Below are 18,189 nucleotides of genomic sequence, written 5' to 3' on the forward strand. Positions count from 1 at the left end.
GTGGCTCAGCCGAACCAGCCGTGCAGCATCCACGGCGCATGCGGGTCGTTGCGTGTGCGGAACGCCCAGCCGCGCTGGCCGTGTGCGGTTTCCACCACGTAGTAGTCGCGGCGCGCATCAGCCTGGTCCCACCAGCCCGATTCGATGCGCTCCGGCCCGGCGATGATGCGCAGGCGCGGGTCACGCAACGGTTGCGGGGTATCCAGCAGCCAGCCGGGACGCAGCGGCCACCGGGCCGGTGGCCTGGCCGCCGGCGGGGGGCCACTGGCGCGCTCGGGGCGATGATCGGCCTGTACCGCCAGCGGCTGCACGGCGCTATCGCCGAGCCGCGCGCGCAAGCGCTCGCGCAGTTGGCTCCACGGCATGGCCTGCGCCGGCCGGGTATCGAACAGGTCGCGTGCGGCAGGCACGAAGGGCGGCAACTGTTCGGCCTGCAGGCGCAGTGCGCGGCTGCCGGCCGGCAGCGCGAAGGCCTCCATGCGGTTGCGCGCGATTTCGAACAGCAGTGCGGGATCACGCTCGGGTGCCAGCAGGCCGATGGTCAGCACGCTGGCCGGCAGCAGGTCGTGCTCGAAATGCAGGTCGAAGCGCTGCACGCCGCCATCGCGCGAACACAGGAATGCGGCCAGGTCCAGCAGCAGGCGGCGCAGCGGGAACAGCAGGGCCTGGCTGGATTCGATCTCGTATTCGAATTCGATGCGGGCATCGAAGCGGTCCGGTGGCTGGTAGTAGCGCAGGGGCGTGGTGGGCAGGCCACGCAGAGCGTCCAGCTGCTGCAGTACCTCGGGCGCGAAGCGCCGGGCCAGGCTGTCGCGCGGCAGGTCGAGTACCGCGCCCAGCGTGCGCAGGCCGGAACGGTCAAGCACGGTGACCACATCGCTGGGCAGGCCGCAGCGTGGCAGGGGCAGCTGCGCCAGTGCCGCCGGCAGCTGCTGCGCATCGATGCCGAGGCCGTCGTGCACGTTGGCCAGCACGCGCGCAGCGTGTGGCGTGGGCGCGGCCACCAGGCGGTGGCGGAAGCCGAGTTCATGCAGCTCACCGCGCAGGCGCTGCTGGATGGTCAGCCAGCAGCCGAACAAGGCACGGCTGGCACCGATCTCCAGTACCAGCGCATGCGGGAAATCGAGGCTGACCTGCGAGCTGTAGCCGTAGGCCCAGCTGGCCAGCAGCTGGCGGGTGTGCTGTTCCATGCCGGGGTCGTAGTCGTGCAGTTGCAGGTCCTGCACCCGCACCTGTGCGGCTGACAGCAGCATGCCGGGGTGCAGTCCCATCGCACGCGCGGCCGGGCTGACCGCGCGCAGCACGCGGCGCTGTGCCGGCCCTTGCAGCAGCACCAGTGGGCGCTGCGGATCCGGCTGCAGGCGCAGCACGCTGTCCAGCGCCAGCTGTGGCAACAACAGGCAGGCCCAGTGCATGGCGCGGCCTCAGTGGGCAATGGCCAACGGCAGCGGCTGTGCCGGTGGCAGGCCACCGCGGCACTTCAACACCCGCACCTGGCCAGGGTCGAGCTGCAGGCGCAGGCTGGCCGGGGAGGGGTTGCGTGCCGCGCGCGCCTGGCGGAACACAAAACCCAGGCACTGGCCGCTGTCGGCGGCCACCTGCAGGCGGCGCAGGGCACGGTCGTCAGCCTGGTGTGGCCAGCACAGCACCGCTGCGCAGGCAGCGGAACGCAGGCATTGTTCGGCGGCCCACAGCGCCTGTTTCGGCGTGGCCTGGATGATCTGCAACCGCGCCAGGTCCAGCCCGGCCGCGGCCCAGGCCGGAGCATGCGGGCGGTAGGGCGGAGCAATCAGCACGATCGGTCGTTCGCGCTGGCTCAGCTTCGCAAGCACCGGCCAGACCAGGGCCAGCTCGCCCACGCCGGGTGCTGCCTGCAGGATTTCGCACAGTCCGCTGGCCGGCCAACCGCCGCCGGGCAGGCGCGCGTCCAGCGCCGGGTGGCCGCTGGCCAGATGGTCGCTGGCGGGCCCTTGGCGGGCCGGGCCACGCCACAGCTGGCGACCGTCCAGCAGCCGGTCGAGAGCGACGACCGCGCCCATCAGCCGCCCTCCCTGGCAAGGCATCGGAGAGGTGGGGCGTAGCAGCGGGCGGAAACTGCGGGCATGGAGCGAGTATCGACAGGCGGGTATCAGGGGCTGAGACCTGCATGCTACCCCTGTTGTGAGTAAAATTACTAATTAATGGATGGGGGAAGGTTTCAGGTTGCTGAAGAGGCCATGCAATGGGCAGGGAAGGGAGAAGGCGCGGGCCTTGGCCCGCATCCACCCGAAGCGGCCGCTGCACTTCCCGCAGCGCCCCGCGCGCCTGATTGCGCCGTTTGTTCAAGCCCGTGACCGGCGCCGCGCGGCAGCATGCAGGCCCCTCACTCCCGGGTCGTGCCCATGAAGCATTGGATGCTCCGCCTGTATGCGCCGCTGTTCCTGCTGGTTTTCGTCATCACCGCCATCGCCTGGGTCGGTCATCACCACGGTGACCCGTTATGGCTGCTGGCCCTGCTGGCGGTCGCGATCGCGGTCTCGTTCGCCGCCGAGCGCGCATGGCCGTACGATCCAGCGTTCAACCACAACCAGGGCGACAGCGTGCGCGACACCCTGCATGCACTGGTCAATGAGGGCCTGAACCTGCTGTCGATCGCGGCGGTACCACTGCTGGCTGCAGTCATCCCGTGGCAGGTGTGGCCAACGCAATGGCCGTTCGCGCTGCAGGTGCTGCTGGCCATTGTCTGCGCCGACCTCGGCATCACCCTGGTGCACTACGCCAGCCATCGCATCGGCTGGCTGTGGCGCCTGCATGCGGTGCATCACAGCGTGACCCGCATGTATGGCTTCAATGGCCTGATGAAGCATCCGCTGCACCAGGCCGCCGAAGCAGTGGGGGGCGTGCTGCCGCTGCTGGTGCTGGGCCTGCCGATGCCGGTCGCGGCGGTGCTGGCGTTCGCCATTGCCATCCAGTTGCTGCTGCAGCATTCCAACGTGGACATGCGTCCCGGCGTGCTCGGCCGGGTAATGGCATGGGCGCCGCTGCACCGTTTCCACCACATGCGCTACGGCACCGCTGGCGACGTCAACTTCGGTCTGTTCCTGACCGTCTGGGATCATCTGCTGGGCACTGCTTTCGATGCGCCGGGCTACCGGCTACGGCAACGCGATCTTGGCATCGGCAGCCAGCCGGACTATCCACGCGATTATCCCGGGCAACTGCTGGCGCCGTTCCGCGAGCTGCCCCACGGTGAGGTGCCGGATCTGCCGGAAGGCCTGCGCAGGCGCGGATGATCGGCCGTGTCAGGCCGCATGCAACCGCAGGCCCTGCAGCTGTGCGGCACTGATGCCGAACATGCGGCGCAGGCTGCGTGACAGGTGGGCCAGATCGGCAAAGCCGGCGGCGTGCGCGCTGTCGGTCAGGTTGTGTCCATGCAGATGATGCGTGAGCGCGCTGCGCAGCCGCTGCCACAGTACCCAGCCGCGTAACGTTACGGCCAGATCGGACTGGAATCGCCGATGCAGCTGGCTGGTCGACAGGTGCGCGGCTTCGGCGATATCGGCGGCCGGCACCGGGCCGGGCAGGTGCTGGGCGATACGGGCCAGTGCCGCCTGCACGCGGCGATCCAACGGCTGCGGACGGCTCAAGCGTGGCAACCAATCAAGCAGTTCCGCAGCAGTGCCCGGAAGCACCGGCAGGTGGCGCTGGATCTGTTCGAGGTCGGCATGTGCAGGTTCCAGGAAAAGCGTGCAGCCCGCCTCCGGCGCCGACAGGATCGCGTGCTGCTGGAAGGATGGCAGCCACAGCCGCTGGACCTGCTGCGCCACGCCGTTGATCTCGACCTGCCAGGGCGCCCCCGCGCTCAGCAGCAGTTGATGGGCGTAGTGCGCATGCGCAGCACTGCCACCGGCGTGGCCCTGCAGCACGGCCACGTGTGTATCCAGCAGCAGCGTGCCATTCCAGGGCAAGGCGGGGGAGAACATCACGGGATTGTAGATCCACACCCTGCGTGGACCGAAATGAATCTGGGGTCAGATCCATTCTCAGCAGGAAAACGGATCTGACCCCATGCGATGAATCTCCATCGGAATCGAATATTTCGATATCTATGAGATCTGAGCCGAGCATGGCTCGGCACTACAGACCCGCCACCCCACGGATAGCCGCCTTTGCTGCTGAGGTTGCCGGCCAGCGGCCGGCACTACGGCGGGTGCCGGGCGCCGCCCGGCCACGCGCCCTCAGCGTCCGTGCGGATCGGGCCGGTGATGCACGTACTCGACCACGGTGCCATCGGGATGCACCGCGTTGAACGCCGCCCCGGTCGGTACCACCTGCAACGGGAAGATGATCTCGGCGCCGGCGGCGACCAGTTTGTCGTGATAGGGCCGAACATCGTCGACCAGCAGCGTGCCGGTGGTCGAGGTGAACGGCGCCAGCGCCGCCGCGCTGCCTTCGATCAACAGGAACGCACCGACCATGGCCAGGCGCAGCCCCGCTTCCGGGAACGGGAAACCCGCATCGGCCACCACGCCCTGCAACTGCTCGTAGAACGCCACGCTGCGCTCCAGTTCACCCGGTGCCACGAACACGCGGATCAGTACGCGTGGCGCGCGCTGGCGGGAGGTGTCGTTGCGATCACGCCAGAGGTGATTGAAGTCGCGATGTACGGTCATGGGTTCGGTTCGTAACCAGGGATGTCCATTATCGGCAGCTTGGTGCCGCACGCTGATGACGGCCGGTGATGGGCTCATGGCCAGCGGCCCGGTGGCCCCTGTGACTTAGGTCCTGTTGACAGGCGTGAACGCCCTCGCACAATCTTCACATGATGGGTCGCCCTGCGCGGCCCGGGCAGGCAGGTTGTCACGCCGGGAGGAGGGTCCCGCGCGCAGACCGGCCCGTCCTTCGGCCTGCGGGATGTTGCCTGGCAACCCCCTGCGCGGCATGACGCTGCACCCTTCGGCGGCACTTTTCCCTGGACCGATTGCCTTGGCAACGGAATTACGCCTGCCGATGAAAACGTTTACAAAGCCGCTCGTACTGTCCCTGGCCCTGTCTGCCGCCCTGGCCGCCCCGGCCTGGGCCGACCCTGCGGCGTTCACCGTGCTGACCCTGGAACAGGCGCCCAATGCCGGGGAGATGCCGGCCCTGGCCGCCCAGTTGAAGACCCTGCAGGTGGACGCGGTGAGCGTGCGCCAGGTAGAGCGCGGCATCGGCCAGGTCGATCCGCTGCAGGTGCTGGCCGATGGCCTGGGCTACGAGTACCGCTTCATCGCTGCGGGCAAGGACGATGGCCAGACCCAGCGGGGCCAGGCCGTGCTGACCCGGCTGCCGATTGCGGCCGAGTCCGGCCCGGACCAGCCGGGCCTGAACTACCTGCGCCTGGACGATGGCCGCCACACCGTGGCGGTCTATACCGATGCTGGCGCCGGTGCCGCGCAGTTGCCGGCGCTGGTCACCCGTTCGCGGCTGGGCGCACCGGCGGTACTGCTCGGCACGGTCGCTGCCGATACGGCCAGGGCCGCCGGTTTCGATCCGGCGCGCATCGCGCTGGAGGCCGATGCCCGCTATTCCAGCGACGGTTTCCAGGCGGCCAGCAGCACACCGTTCAAGGTGGAAGGCAGCGGCCTGCGTGCCTCGCTGCTGACCCTGGCCTATGCCGCCGACAAGGGCGGCGAACGGCCGTGGATGGACACCACCCTCAATGCCGATGCGCGTGCCGCGCTGCTGCTGAAGGCGATGACCGAGGACGAGAAGTTCCAGATGCTGCACAGCTACTTCGGGCTGGGCAAGGACGGTGGCCCGCTGCCGGAAGGCGCGGTCGGTTCGGCCGGTTTCGTGCCGGGCGTACCGCGCCTGGGCATTCCGTCGCAGCAGTCGGCCGATGCTGGCGTGGGCGTGACCAATCCGGGCGGCATCCGCCCGGGCGACTTCGCCACCGCGATGCCGTCGGGCCCGTCCACCGCCTCCAGCTGGAACCGCGAAGTCGCCTTCGCCGGTGGCGCGACCATGGGCCGCGAAGCCTGGCAGCAGCGCTTCAACATCCTGCTGTCGGGCAGCGTCAACCTGCAGCGCGACCCGCGCAATGGCCGCAATTTCGAGTACGCCGGTGAAGATCCGCTGCTGGCCGGTTCGATGGTCGGCGCGCTGATCCAGGGCGTGCAGAGCCAGCACGTGATCTCCTCGATGAAGCACTTCGCGCTGAACGACATGGAGACCCGCCGCAACTTCCACGACGTGCGCATCGGCGAGCAGGCCATGCACGAGTCGGACCTGCTGGCGTTCGAGATCGCGCTGGAAGCCGGCCGCCCGGGCGTGGCGATGTGCTCGTACAACAAGATCAACGGCACCTACGGCTGCGAGAACGGCTACCTGATGAACCAGGTGCTGAAGCAGGAATGGAAGTTCCCCGGTTTCGTGATGTCCGACTGGGGCGGCGTGCACAGTGGCTCGAAGGCGGCGCTGGCCGGCCTGGACCAGCAGTCGGCTGGTGAAGTGTTCGATGCGGCGGTGTTCTTCGACGAACCGCTGCGCCTGGCCGTGCACGGCGGCGTGGTGCCGCAGGCGCGCCTGAACGACATGGTCGCGCGCATCCTGCGCACGATGTTCCTGCATGGCAACTTCGACAATCCGCCGCAGCACCAGAAGGTCGATGCCGAGGCCGGCTTCGCCGTGGCCCAGCGCACGGTGGAAGAGGGCAGCGTGCTGCTGCGCAATGAAGGCAACCTGTTGCCGCTGGCCGACAGCCTGAAGCGCATCGTCATCATCGGCGGCCATGCCGACAAGGGCGTGATCGGTGGTGGCGGTTCATCGATGGTGGGCGTGACCGCCAAGGGCACCAACGCAGTGCCGGGCGTGATGCCGACCACCTGGCCGGGCCCGGTGATCTTCCATCCATCCTCGCCGCTGGAATCGCTGCGTGCCGCGCGTCCGGATGCAACCATCGAGTATGTGGACGGCAGCAACGCCGCTGCCGCGGCCAAGGCCGCCGCACAGGCGGATGTGGCCATCGTGTTCGCCACGCAGTGGGCCGCCGAATCGGTGGACCTGCCGGACATGCAGCTGCCGGGCAACCAGGACGCGCTGATTTCGGCGGTGGCCAAGGCCAACCCGAAGACCGTGCTGGTGCTGGAAACCAACGGCCCGGTGCGCACGCCGTGGCTGGCGCAGGTGCCGGCGATGCTGCAGGCCTGGTACCCCGGTATCCGCGGTGGCGAAGGCATCGCCGCGCTGCTGACCGGCCAGGTCAATCCGTCGGGCCGCCTGCCGGTGACCTGGGTGACGGACGAATCGCAGCTGCCGCGCCCGCACATCGACGGCCTCGGCTTCAAGCCGGCCAAGCCGTTCGGTGATGTGTTCGATTTCGATATCGAAGGTGCCAATGTCGGCTACAAGTGGATGGCGGCCAAGGGTCTGACCCCGACCTTCGCCTTCGGCCACGGCCTGTCCTACACCTCGTTCACCTATGAAAATCTGAAGGTGAGCGTGGAAGGCTCGCGCCTGGTCGCCAGCGTCGACATCCGCAACACCGGCAAGCGCGCTGGCGCCGACGTGGCCCAGCTGTACCTGAAGCTGCCGGCCGGCAGCACCACGCCGATCCGCCTGATCGGCTATGACAAGGTGAACCTGCAGCCGGGCGAACAGCGCCGCATCCGCATCGAAGCCGAGCCGAAGACCCTGGCCCACTACGATGCACAGGCGCGCCAGTGGAAGATCGACGGCGGCACCTACCAGGTGCAGCTGTCGCGCAATGCCGCCGAACCGCTGCAGACGGTGGACGTGCAGCTGATGGAGCAGGTGCTGCGCTGATCCAGCAGGTTATCGATGCTTGAAGACGCGGCCCTGCAAGGGGCCGTGTTTGTCTGCGGTGCTTTCTGTAGCGCCGGGCCCACGCGCGGTCCATGAACGGTCAAGGCCTCATCGGCGAGCGGCCGAGCATGGGCTCGGCTCTACAGGTGCGCTGCCAACCATCCGCGCAGGAAATCGATCATTGCACTGAACCTGTTGCCGTTGGCATTGCTGCGGCGGCCGCAACCGCTTTTCTTTCCGCAATCCGAGAATGCCTGATGGACACCACTGCAGAACATGAAATCCACCATCTGCACGACAAGCTGCAGGCCTGGTTCCGCGCCGACGTCGGCATCGACGCGCTGGATGATCTGATGGCGCATTTCTGCGTGGACTTCAGCATGGTCGGTATTGCCGGACGCCGATTGGACCGGAAGGCCGTGCAGGGGCTGTTCGTGGGCGGCCATGGCGCACGTCCAGGGCTGCAGATTTCCATCGAAGCCGTGCAGGCGGTGGAGGCACCGTTACCGCTGGCGGTGCTGCGCTATCGCGAAGGGCATTCGATCGATGGTGGCGAACCCGCGTGGCGGGAATCGCTGGCGGTGTTGCGCCAGGATCAGGAACGCTGGCGTTGGTTGGCGTTGCATGAAGTGCTGGCAACCTGATGTTGTGGAGCCGAGCCCACGCTCGGCTGCTCGTCGGGGAGGTCGCGGCGGCCTGAGCCGAGCGTGGGCTCGGCTCTACAGGACGCACTGCCCCCGCATCGGCCGCACATGTGCCATCAGTACTGCCTGTATCCACCGCAGAATGCAAAGCCCGCCCACACTTCACGGCACGGGGCAGGAGTAGGCTTGGGGCTTTCCTGCCGGGAGGGGTTGTCCATGCGTGTGCGTGCCGTTGCTGTAGCCATCGCCCTTTGCCTGTCCAGCACCGTGCTGGCCGCCGAAACCCCGCCGATGACCCCGGACATCAGCGGCAAGCCCTTCGTTGCCCCCGATGTCGGCCGTGACTACGACAAGCGCGTGGTGATGGTGCCGATGCGTGATGGCACCAAGCTGTATACGGTGATCGTGGTGCCCAAGGGCGCCCGCAATGCGCCGATCCTGCTGACCCGCACCCCCTACGATGCCGCTGGCCGCGCCAGCCGCAGTGATTCGCCGCGCATGCGCGACCTGCTGCCGCAGGGCGACGAGGTGTTCGTCGACGGCGGTTACATCCGCGTGTTCCAGGACATCCGTGGCAAGTACGGCTCCGAGGGTGATTACGTGATGACCCGGCCCTTGCGCGGGCCATTGAACAGCACCAGGGTGGATCACTCGACCGACGCCTGGGACACCATCGACTGGCTGATGAAGAACGTGCCGGAGAGCAATGGCAAGGTCGGCATGCTCGGCTCGTCGTACGAGGGCTTCACCGTGGTAATGGCGCTGACCGATCCGCACCCTGCGCTGAAAGTGGCGGCACCACAGAGCCCGATGGTCGATGGCTGGATGGGCGACGACTGGCTCAACTACGGTGCGTTCCGCCAGGTCAACTTCAACTATTTCGCGATGCAGACCGAGAAGCGTGGCAAGGGTACGCCGCTGCCCAGTCTCGGCTACGACGACTACAGCACGTTCCTGCGCATCGGGTCGGCCGGCGACTACGCGCGTTTCACCGGCGTGGACCAGCTGACCTGGTGGAAGAAGCTGGTCGAGCATCCGGCCTATGACGGCTTCTGGCAGGGCCAGGCGCTGGACGCGGTGATGGCGAAAACACCGTTGAAGGTGCCGACCATGTGGCTGCAGGGCCTGTGGGACCAGGAGGACATGTGGGGTGCCAACCATGCCTACCAGGCGATGGAAGGGCGCGACAGCGGCAACGACCGCAACTACCTGGTGATGGGGCCCTGGCGGCACAGCCAGGTGAACTACAGCGGCAGTGAACTGGGCGCGCTGAAGTTCGATGGCGATACCGCGCTGCAGTTCCGCCGTGACGTGCTCAAGCCGTTCTTCGACCAGTACCTGGTGGAGGGTGCGCCAAAGGCTGATACCCCGCCGGTGCTGGTCTACAACACCGGCGAGAACCACTGGGACCGGCTGCAGCGCTGGCCCCGCAGCTGCGACAAGGGCTGTAGCGCCAGCAGCAGGCCGCTGTATCTGCGTGCCGGCGGCAAGCTGGCATTCCAGGCACCGGCGGCAGGCGAGGGGGACTTCGAGGAGTACGTGTCCGACCCGGCCAAGCCGGTGCCATTCGTGCCGCGCCCGATGCGTTTCGGCGACCGTGACATGTGGACCACCTGGCTGGTCAAGGACCAGCGCTTCGTCGATGGCCGCCCGGACGTGCTGACCTTCATCACCGAACCGCTGGCCGCGCCGCTGCGCATCGGCGGCGCGCCGGTGGTGCACCTGCAGGCCTCGACCAGTGGCACCGACAGCGACTGGGTGGTGAAGCTGATCGACGTGTACCCGGACCAGGAGGCGTCGACGCCGGAGATGGGCGGCTATGAGCTGCCGGTATCGCTGGCGATCTTCCGTGGCCGTTACCGCGAGAGCTTCAGCGATCCCAAGCCGCTGGCGGCGAACCAGGTGCTGCCGTACCGCTTCGACCTGCCCAACGCCAACCACACCTTCCAGAAGGGCCACCGGGTGATGGTGCAGGTGCAGTCCAGCCTGTTCCCGCTGTACGACCGCAACCCGCAGACCTACGTGCCGAACATCTACCTGGCCAAGCCGGGCGATTACCAGAAGGCCACGCAGCGGGTCTGGCACAGCGCGGCGCAGGCCAGCTATATCGATCTGCCGGTGTATTGAGGCCCGCAGGGTGACGCCGGGCCTGGCCCGGCGCCGCCTGGGCGCGCGCGATGCCTGGCGGGTGCGGTAGTGCCGGCCGCTGGCCGGCATCCGCAAGGGTGCCGAAGCGTGTCGACCAGGGTCGACACCCACCGGAGCAGGGATCCTCACCCCACCTTGGATGGACCGGTGCGCCAGCGGCTGGGGACCAGGCCGAAGCGCTTGCGGAACGCGGCGGCGAAGTTGCTGGGGTGGCGGTAGCCACAGGCAGCCGCGGCCTGCTCGACGGTCCAGCCCTCTTCGCGCAGTCCGCGCTCGGCGCGCATCATGCGCTGCTCATGCAGATAGTCGAAGACGGAGCAGTTGTACTGCTGGGCAAAGTGACGGCGCAGCGAACTGGGGCTCATGCACGCCAGCTGGGCCAGCTCGACCAGGCTATGGTCGTGGCCGGGCTCGTCCTGGAGGTAGGCGCGCACGCGCTCCAGGCGCATGCGCTGACCGGCGCGCAGCGCGCGGCCAGGGTCGACCTTGATGCCGTTGGCCTGCAGGCCAGTAGCCAGCAGCTGCAATGCGACACCCTCGCGCCACAGGGCATCGATGCCTTCCTGCCAGGGACTGTCGAACAGTTGGCCCAGTGCTGGCAGCATGGCGCGGGGAATGGCCCATTGCCGGCATTGCAGCGCGGGCTTCAATGCCAGCTGCAATGCCGGCAGGCGCAGCAGATCGACGTCGAGATCGGCCGGCGCAATCAGGCTGACCCCACGCAGATGGCTGCCGCCCGGATGACGGCCGGCCATCGACACCGGCTCATGATGGCCGGTGGTCATGCCCGTCCCGGCCCGCAGCGTGAAGCCCCTGCGGCGAGGAAGCTGGACGTCGACCTGGCCCTGCAGCATCAGGCGGATGGTGAGGCCGGCGCCATGGACCGCCGTGGCCGTGTAGGTGAATCGGTTATGCACGTCCGATGCGATCAGTCCCAGCCCACCGCGGAATGACTGCTCATGGACTTCACCGCGGCCGGCCCACTGGTCTTCGTGCAGCTCGCCTTCCTCGACGCGGTAGTCATAGCCATGGCGTTCGCCGAAACGGCGGTAATCAGCAAAAGTGAAATATCGGGACATCGCTGGGCACGTGCAGGGGAGGGATGTGGCGCCGCCACCCATGCACGATGCGCGGGCCGGATCGGCCCGCGGCACGGCGGGGCGGGCAGCATCAGGACCGGGCGGGTTCTTTCCGGGCAGGAACCTGATGTGTTTCCCATTGTCGCTTCGATTCCTCCACTTCTGACCCGGAACGGGCCAAACCGATGTACCCGCAGGGCCAACTTGATCGTTCGCCACTGCATACGCATCCGTTCTGCACGCATTTCCGCCGGCCCTGCATATATCAATCATGGTTCAGGTTTCATCGCCCGGCGCAGTCACGCGGACGATTACCGGGCGCCGCCCGCGTCACCGGGTGAACGGGTGAAAGTGGTGTGGTGCCGCCTTCACCGTTGTGCCACGGGCACCGCGCGACGCTCGGGGAAAACCCGGAGCCGGTCGATGGAACTCAACCAGGATGTCTCGATCCTGCTGCGCGTGGCCGCAGCCATGCTGTTCGGTGGCGTGCTCGGCATCGAGCGCGAAATGGGCAAGCACGCGGCCGGCCTGCGCACGCACATGCTGATCGCCGGCGCCGCCGCGCTGATCGTAGGCCTCGGTGATTCGGTGGCCGAGCATTTCCAGCAGGAGCGCTATCGCGACCTGCTGCAGGTCGACCCGGTACGCCTGATCGAGGCGGTGGTGGCCTGCGTTGGATTCGTCGCCGCCGGCACGATCCTGCGTGGGTCGCGCGAGGACCAGGTCAGCGGCCTGACCACGGCCAGCTCGCTGATCATGGCGGCGGCCATCGGGATTGCGGTGGGGATCAGCAAGTACGTGATCGCCATCGGCGTGAGCGTGCTGTGCGTGCTGGTGCTGGCGGTGATGCGGCGATTGGAGAAGAAGATCTGAGGCGTTGAGGGGGGGGGGCGGAGCCTGTTCGGGATCCGCCCTGGGGTGGCAGGAACGGTCAGATCCCCGAAGGGGGGATACAACCCGTGAAGTGGTAGTACCAATACTGTGTATAACTCTATGGTCTAATAGGCGCATCGTCGGAGTGGCGGTTAAATCCGTTCCAAGTGGTCTGATCGAATGGGTTATTGGTACGACCAATAGTCGATGACCATGGCGACCCACCGCCTGCGGTGGAGCAATCCCGCCCCAGTCGAGAGTCCTCATGCAGCCCTGGCAACACGTGTACGACCCCGCCGGCAACCTGTGGTTGTCGAGCCTGATCGCGCTGCTGCCGATCGCCTTCTTCTTCATTGCCCTGGCCGTGCTGCGCATGAAGGGCTGGATCGCCGGCACGATCACCGTGGCCATCGCGCTTGGCGTGGCCCTGTTGTTCTACCGCATGCCGTTGAGCCAGGCGCTGGGCGCGGCCGGTTTCGGCTTCGTCTACGGCCTGTGGCCGATCGCCTGGATCATCATCGGCGCGGTGTTCCTCTACAAGGTTTCTGTCAAGACCGGGCAGTTCGACATCATCCGAGCCTCGATCCTGTCGGTGACCGAGGACCAGCGCCTGCAGATGCTGATGGTTGGCTTCGCCTTCGGTGCCTTCCTGGAAGGCGCGGCCGGCTTCGGTGCGCCGGTGGCGATCACTGCGGCACTGCTGGTCGGGCTGGGCTTCAAGCCGCTGTATGCCGCCGGCCTGTGCCTGATCGTCAACACCGCGCCGGTGGCGTTCGGCGCAATGGGTATTCCGATCATCGTGGCCGGGCAGGTCACCGGCCTGGATGCGTTCGAGATTGGCCAGATGGCCGGCCGCCAGCTGCCGTTCCTTACTCTCATCGTGCTGTTCTGGATCATGGCGATCATGGATGGCTGGCGCGGCATCAAGGAAACCTGGCCGGCGGTGCTGGTTGCGGGCGGCTCGTTCGCCATCGCGCAGTACCTCACTTCCAACTTCATTGGCCCGGAACTGCCGGACATCACTGCGTCGCTGGCGTCGCTGGTGTGCCTGACCCTGTTCCTGCGCCGCTGGAAGCCGGCGCGGATCTTCCGCTTCGATACCGCAACAAGCGCCGAGGTGGCCGCACAGGCACTGGAGGCGCCGCGCTACAGCGCTGGCCAGATCGCCAAGGCATGGTCGCCGTTCCTGATCCTCACCGCGATGGTCACGCTGTGGAGCATCAAGCCGTTCAAGTCGCTGTTCGCGGCGGGCGGCCCGTTGGAAAGCTGGGTATTGAAGATCCCGGTGCCCGGCCTGGACCAGAGGGTGCAGAAGATGCCGCCGATCGTGGACGCGCCGCTCAGCTACGAGGCGATCTACAAGTTCGACGGGTTTTCGGCCACCGGCACCTCGATCATCCTCGCGGCGGTGATCGCGATCATCGCGCTGCGCATGCCGGCCCGTTCGGCGCTGCAGACCTTCGGCGAGACTGTGCGCGAGCTGCGCGTGCCGATCTACTCGATCGGCATGGTGCTCGCCTTTGCCTTCATCGCCAACTACTCGGGCCTGTCGGCGACGCTGGCGCTGGCATTGGCGCACACTGGTGATGCATTCCCGTTCTTCTCGCCGTCCCTGGGCTGGCTGGGTGTGTTCCTGACCGGCTCGGATACCTCGTCCAATGCGCTGTTCTCGGCGTTGCAGGCCACCACCGCACAGCAGATCGGTGTGTCCGACGTGCTGCTGGTGGCGGCCAACACCACCGGCGGTGTCACCGGCAAGATGATCTCGCCGCAGTCGATCGCCATTGCCTGCGCTGCGGTTGGCCTGGCCGGCAAGGAATCGGACCTGTTCCGTTTCACGGTCAAGCACAGCCTGGTCTTCACCACGATGGTCGGCCTGATCACCCTGGCCCAGGCCTACTGGCTGACCTGGATGATTCCCTGAGCCATGCACGGTTGGTCGACCACGCGCTGGGTGCTTCGGGCCACAATGGCGCCATGAGCACGCAACGTATTTCGGACAAGGTGGCCGCGCAGCTGCGGGGCCTGGTGCAGGAACAGCGGCTGCGGCCGGGCGACCGGCTGCCGGCCGAGCGCACCCTGGCGGTGCAGCTGGGAGTCTCGCGCACGGCGTTGCGCGAGGCCATCGCGCAGCTGGCCAGCCAGGGCCTGCTGACCGCACGCGTCGGTGGCGGCACCTACGTGGCCGAACCCGCAGCACGTGCGCGGCAGGCGCTGGACGAACCGCTGGCGCCGTACCTGCCGCTGTTCCAGGGCGATCCGGAATACCGCTTCGACGTGCTGGAGATCCGCCACGCGCTGGAAGGTGCCACCGCCTGGCATGCGGCGCTGCGTGCCACCGACGAGGATCGCACCCGCATCGCGCAGGCCTTCCAGACCATGATGGATGCGCACGGCAAGGATGACCCCACCGGCGAGGCGGAGGCCGACGCGGCCTTCCACCTGTCCATCGCCGAGGCCTCGCACAACCTGGTGCTGCTGCAGGTGATGCGTGGACTGTTCGAGCTGCTGCAGACCAACATCTCGCAAAGCCGCGAAAAGCTCTATACCTCGGGGAGGACCTTCTCGCCGCTCTCCGACCAGCACCGCGAGATGATGGATGCGGTGCTGGCCGGCGACCCCGAACGCGCGCGCGCCGCCGCGCATGCCCACCTCGAGTTCGTGCACACCACGCTGCGCACCCTCGATGACAACGAGGCCCGGCGTGCGCGGGCCTCCCGTCTGCCTTCCCCCCACGGTTGACCCCATGATCATCTCCGCCTCCACCGATTATCGTGCTGCAGCGCAACGCCGGCTGCCGCCGTTCCTGTTCCACTACATCGATGGCGGCGCGTATGCCGAGCACACGCTGAAGCGCAACGTTTCCGATCTGTCCGACATCGCGCTGCGCCAGCGCATCCTGCGCAACATGTCCGACCTGAGCCTGGAAACCGAGTTGTTCGGCGAAAAACTGTCGATGCCGGTGGCGCTGGCACCGGTCGGCCTGACCGGCATGTACGCCCGGCGCGGTGAAGTGCAGGCGGCGCGCGCGGCCGACAGCCGCGGCATCCCGTTCACCCTGTCCACCGTTTCGGTCTGCCCGATCGAGGAAGTGGCACCGGCGATCCAGCGGCCGATGTGGTTCCAGCTGTACGTGCTGCGCGACAGGGGTTTCATGCGCAACGCGCTGGAGCGGGCGCAGGCCGCAGGTGTGACCACCTTGGTGTTCACCGTGGACATGCCGGTACCGGGCGCGCGCTACCGCGATGCACACTCCGGCATGAGTGGCCCGAACGCCTCGCTGCGCCGTATCGGCCAGGCCATCACCCACCCGCACTGGGCGTGGGACGTCGGCCTGTTCGGGCGCCCGCACGACCTGGGCAACATCTCCACCTACCGCGGCAACCCGACCGGGCTGGAGGACTACATCGGCTGGCTGGGCAGCAATTTCGATCCCTCGATTTCGTGGAAGGACCTGGAGTGGATCCGTGAGTTCTGGAAGGGTCCGATGGTGATCAAGGGCATCCTTGATCCGGATGACGCACGCGATGCGGTCAAGTTCGGCGCCGATGGCATCGTCGTCTCCAACCACGGTGGCCGCCAGCTGGACGGCGTGCTGTCCACCGCACGTGCATTGCCGGCGATTGCCGATGCGGTGCAGGGTGACCTGAAGATCCTCGCCGATTCCGGCATCCGCACCGGCCTGGACGTGGTGCGCATGCTGGCGCTGGGTGCCGACACCGTGCTGCTGGGCCGTGCCTTCGTCTACGCGCTGGCCGCGCAGGGCGAGGCGGGCGTGGCCAACCTGCTGGACCTGATCGCCCGGGAAATGCGCGTGGCGATGACGCTGACCGGTGCACGCTGCATCGCCGCCATCGGCCGCGATTCGCTGGTCAGCCTGCCATGAGCGACCACGATGCGGTGCTGGCGCAGTTGCGCGATGCAGTTGGCAGGCGCCACGTGCTGACCGGTGACAAGGCCACCCGCCGCTTCCGCCGCGGCTACCGCTTTGGCGATGGCCCGGTGCTGGCGGTCGTGCGCCCGGGCACGCTGCTGGAACTGTGGCGCGTGCTGCAAGCGGCGGTGCAGGGGGGGACGGCCATCATCCTGCAGGCGGCCAATACCGGCCTGACCGGCGGCTCGACGCCGGACGGCGACGACTACGACCGGCCGATCGTGCTGGTCAGCACGCTGCGCCTGGCCGGCATCCAGCTGTTGAATGAAGGTCGCCAGGTGCTGTGCCTGCCCGGTGCAACCCTGGACCGCCTGGAGCAGACGCTGGCACCGCTCGGCCGTGAACCGCATTCGGTGATCGGCTCGTCCTGCATCGGCGCCTCGGTACTGGGCGGCATCTGCAACAACTCCGGTGGCGCGCTGGTGCGCCGAGGCCCGGCCTATACCGAGCTGGCCCTGTATGCGCAGGTCGATGCGCGGGGCCAGCTGCAGCTGGTCAACCATCTGGGCATCGCGCTGGGTGATACGCCCGAGCAGATCCTGCAGCGCCTGCAGGCTGGCGACTACAGTGTTGCCGACGTAGGTGATGGCGACGGCCGCGCCGCGTCCGATCCACGCTACGCCGAGGACGTGCGCAAGGTCGATGCCGGTAGCCCGGCGCGCTTCAATGCCGACCCCAGCCGCCACTTCGAGGCGGCCGGTTCGGCCGGCAAGCTGGCGGTGTTCGCGGTGCGCCTGGATACCTTCGAGAAAGAGGCCGCCGAAGTCTTCTACATCGGCAGCAACCGCACCGCCAGCCTCACTGCGATCCGGCGGCAGCTGCTGACCGGATTCGAGCGCCTGCCGATTGCCGGCGAATACATCCACCGCGATGCCTATGACATCGGCGAGCGCTACGGCAAGGACAGTTTCCTGCTGATCGACCGCCTGGGCACCGCACGCGTACCCGCCGCGTTCGCACTGAAGAGCCGCGTCGATGGCTGGTTCGAACGACTGGGCCTGCGTGGGGTGACCGACCGGACGATGCAGGTGCTGACCGGCCTGCTGCCCTCGCACCTGCCCAAGCGCATGGGCGAGTTCCGCCAGCGTTATGAGCATCACCTGTTGCTGAAGGTCTCGGCGCAGGATGCCGAGGCGACAGAAGCGTGGCTGCGTGCGTTCTTCGCCGAGCACGAAGGCGGCTATTTCCACTGCACGCCGGAGGAGGGGCGCAAGGCCTTCCTGCATCGCTTCGCCGTGGCCGGCGCCGCGGTGCGCTATCGCGAAGTGCATCGCGACCGGGTGCAGGACATCGTGGCGCTGGACATCGCACTGCGCCGCGACGATGCCGACTGGTTCGAGCAGCTGCCGGCCGACATCGATGGCCGCCTGTTGCACAAGCTGTACTACGGCCACTTCCTGTGCCACGTGTTCCACCAGGACTACATCGCGCGCAAGGGGGAGGACCCGATGGCAATCGAGCACGCGATGTGGGCGCTGCTGGACCAGCGCGGTGCCGAGTACCCCGCTGAGCACAACGTGGGCCACCTGTATCCGGCCAAGCCGGCACTGGCCGGGTTCTATCGGCGGCTGGACCCCACCAATACATTCAATCCTGGCGTCGGCCAGACTTCGAAGGCGAAAGGATGGGGTGGCTGCGACCGTGGATGATGTAGAGCCGAGCCTATGCTCGGCTGCTCGTCCCGACAGACAGCAGTCGAGCATGGCTCGACTCTACAAAGGCGACA

The 18,189-nt window shown here is 67.4% G+C and carries 14 protein-coding genes; 9 read left to right on the forward strand and 5 right to left on the reverse strand.

Going from position 1 to position 18,189, the window contains the following annotated elements:
* Positions 1-5: 5 nt before the first annotated feature.
* Both A9K58_RS02010 and imuA read right to left on the reverse strand, forming a co-directional pair.
* The gene (locus A9K58_RS02010) at positions 6-1,415 is read right to left on the reverse strand and encodes a Y-family DNA polymerase (RefSeq protein WP_065197728.1); all 1,410 of its coding nucleotides are present in this window, start codon (positions 1,413-1,415) and stop codon (positions 6-8) included.
* 9 nt (positions 1,416-1,424) lie between these two features.
* Positions 1,425-2,039 carry a translesion DNA synthesis-associated protein ImuA gene (imuA, locus tag A9K58_RS02015; protein WP_065197729.1) on the reverse strand — a complete coding sequence of 205 codons (615 nt, stop codon included), beginning with the start codon at positions 2,037-2,039 and terminating at the stop codon, positions 1,425-1,427.
* A gap of 354 nt (positions 2,040-2,393) precedes the next feature.
* On the opposite strand from imuA, the gene A9K58_RS02020 reads away from it, so the two are divergent.
* On the forward strand, positions 2,394-3,272 hold the full coding sequence (locus tag A9K58_RS02020) for a sterol desaturase family protein (RefSeq protein ID WP_231109234.1): 879 nt from the start codon (positions 2,394-2,396) through the stop codon (positions 3,270-3,272).
* Positions 3,273-3,281: 9 nt separating this feature from the next.
* Here A9K58_RS02020 and A9K58_RS02025 read toward each other — a convergent pair whose 3' ends face one another.
* Together A9K58_RS02025 and A9K58_RS02030 are read right to left on the reverse strand one after the other, a co-directional pair.
* A complete protein-coding gene (locus A9K58_RS02025; RefSeq protein ID WP_065197806.1) occupies positions 3,282-3,962 on the reverse strand; it encodes an AraC family transcriptional regulator in 681 nt (226 codons plus the stop codon).
* A 255-nt stretch (positions 3,963-4,217) separates the two neighbouring features.
* A complete protein-coding gene (locus A9K58_RS02030) occupies positions 4,218-4,652 on the reverse strand; it encodes a VOC family protein (protein WP_065197731.1) in 435 nt (144 codons plus the stop codon).
* A 337-nt stretch (positions 4,653-4,989) separates the two neighbouring features.
* Between A9K58_RS02030 and A9K58_RS02035 the strand changes: the two genes are divergently transcribed.
* The 3 genes from A9K58_RS02035 to A9K58_RS02045 all read left to right on the forward strand — a co-directional run bounded on the left by A9K58_RS02035 (position 4,990) and on the right by A9K58_RS02045 (position 10,556).
* The gene (locus tag A9K58_RS02035) at positions 4,990-7,785 is read left to right on the forward strand and encodes a beta-glucosidase family protein (protein WP_081283950.1); all 2,796 of its coding nucleotides are present in this window, start codon (positions 4,990-4,992) and stop codon (positions 7,783-7,785) included.
* Between the two features lie 257 nt (positions 7,786-8,042).
* Positions 8,043-8,429, forward strand: coding sequence for a DUF4440 domain-containing protein (locus A9K58_RS02040; protein WP_065197732.1), 387 nt, complete (start codon positions 8,043-8,045; stop codon positions 8,427-8,429).
* Positions 8,430-8,645: 216 nt separating this feature from the next.
* Positions 8,646-10,556 carry a CocE/NonD family hydrolase gene (locus A9K58_RS02045; RefSeq protein WP_065197808.1) on the forward strand — a complete coding sequence of 637 codons (1,911 nt, stop codon included), beginning with the start codon at positions 8,646-8,648 and terminating at the stop codon, positions 10,554-10,556.
* Positions 10,557-10,702: 146 nt separating this feature from the next.
* Here the strand turns inward: A9K58_RS02045 and A9K58_RS02050 are convergent, their stop codons facing one another.
* Positions 10,703-11,656, reverse strand: coding sequence for a helix-turn-helix transcriptional regulator (locus tag A9K58_RS02050; protein ID WP_065197733.1), 954 nt, complete (start codon positions 11,654-11,656; stop codon positions 10,703-10,705).
* 423 nt (positions 11,657-12,079) lie between these two features.
* On the opposite strand from A9K58_RS02050, the gene A9K58_RS02055 reads away from it, so the two are divergent.
* The 5 genes from A9K58_RS02055 (at position 12,080) to dld (ending at position 18,112) form a co-directional block, all read left to right on the forward strand.
* Positions 12,080-12,529, forward strand: a complete 450-nt coding sequence (locus tag A9K58_RS02055; RefSeq protein ID WP_065197734.1) for an MgtC/SapB family protein — start codon at positions 12,080-12,082, stop codon at positions 12,527-12,529.
* 265 nt (positions 12,530-12,794) lie between these two features.
* On the forward strand, positions 12,795-14,453 hold the full coding sequence (gene lldP, locus A9K58_RS02060) for an L-lactate permease (RefSeq protein WP_065197735.1): 1,659 nt from the start codon (positions 12,795-12,797) through the stop codon (positions 14,451-14,453).
* A 53-nt stretch (positions 14,454-14,506) separates the two neighbouring features.
* Positions 14,507-15,271 carry a transcriptional regulator LldR gene (lldR, locus tag A9K58_RS02065; RefSeq protein WP_065197809.1) on the forward strand — a complete coding sequence of 255 codons (765 nt, stop codon included), beginning with the start codon at positions 14,507-14,509 and terminating at the stop codon, positions 15,269-15,271.
* Positions 15,272-15,275: 4 nt separating this feature from the next.
* Complete coding sequence (gene lldD, locus A9K58_RS02070) at positions 15,276-16,415, forward strand: FMN-dependent L-lactate dehydrogenase LldD (RefSeq protein WP_065197736.1); 1,140 nt, start codon at positions 15,276-15,278, stop codon at positions 16,413-16,415.
* Positions 16,412-18,112 carry a D-lactate dehydrogenase gene (gene dld / locus A9K58_RS02075; protein ID WP_065197737.1) on the forward strand — a complete coding sequence of 567 codons (1,701 nt, stop codon included), beginning with the start codon at positions 16,412-16,414 and terminating at the stop codon, positions 18,110-18,112. Before lldD ends, dld begins: the two co-directional genes overlap by 4 nt.
* Positions 18,113-18,189: the final 77 nt, after the last annotated feature.

Source organism: Stenotrophomonas maltophilia, from assembly GCF_001676385.1.
Classification (GTDB): domain Bacteria; phylum Pseudomonadota; class Gammaproteobacteria; order Xanthomonadales; family Xanthomonadaceae; genus Stenotrophomonas; species Stenotrophomonas maltophilia_J.

Excerpts from the sequence above, each read along its gene's own strand:
- A9K58_RS02020 (WP_231109234.1), top strand. The coding sequence starts at position 2,394 with ATGCTCCGCCTGTATGCGCCGCTGTTCCTGCTGGTTTTCGTCATCACC.
- lldP (WP_065197735.1), top strand. The coding sequence starts at position 12,795 with ATGCAGCCCTGGCAACACGTGTACGACCCCGCCGGCAACCTGTGGTTG.
- lldD (WP_065197736.1), top strand. The coding sequence starts at position 15,276 with ATGATCATCTCCGCCTCCACCGATTATCGTGCTGCAGCGCAACGCCGG.
- A9K58_RS02050 (WP_065197733.1), bottom strand. The coding sequence starts at position 11,656 with ATGTCCCGATATTTCACTTTTGCTGATTACCGCCGTTTCGGCGAACGC.
- lldR (WP_065197809.1), top strand. The coding sequence starts at position 14,507 with ATGAGCACGCAACGTATTTCGGACAAGGTGGCCGCGCAGCTGCGGGGC.
- A9K58_RS02045 (WP_065197808.1), top strand. The coding sequence starts at position 8,646 with ATGCGTGTGCGTGCCGTTGCTGTAGCCATCGCCCTTTGCCTGTCCAGC.
- A9K58_RS02030 (WP_065197731.1), bottom strand. The coding sequence starts at position 4,652 with ATGACCGTACATCGCGACTTCAATCACCTCTGGCGTGATCGCAACGAC.
- imuA (WP_065197729.1), bottom strand. The coding sequence starts at position 2,039 with ATGGGCGCGGTCGTCGCTCTCGACCGGCTGCTGGACGGTCGCCAGCTG.
- A9K58_RS02025 (WP_065197806.1), bottom strand. The coding sequence starts at position 3,962 with ATGTTCTCCCCCGCCTTGCCCTGGAATGGCACGCTGCTGCTGGATACA.
- A9K58_RS02040 (WP_065197732.1), top strand. The coding sequence starts at position 8,043 with ATGGACACCACTGCAGAACATGAAATCCACCATCTGCACGACAAGCTG.
- A9K58_RS02035 (WP_081283950.1), top strand. The coding sequence starts at position 4,990 with ATGAAAACGTTTACAAAGCCGCTCGTACTGTCCCTGGCCCTGTCTGCC.
- A9K58_RS02010 (WP_065197728.1), bottom strand. The coding sequence starts at position 1,415 with ATGCACTGGGCCTGCCTGTTGTTGCCACAGCTGGCGCTGGACAGCGTG.
- A9K58_RS02055 (WP_065197734.1), top strand. The coding sequence starts at position 12,080 with ATGGAACTCAACCAGGATGTCTCGATCCTGCTGCGCGTGGCCGCAGCC.
- dld (WP_065197737.1), top strand. The coding sequence starts at position 16,412 with ATGAGCGACCACGATGCGGTGCTGGCGCAGTTGCGCGATGCAGTTGGC.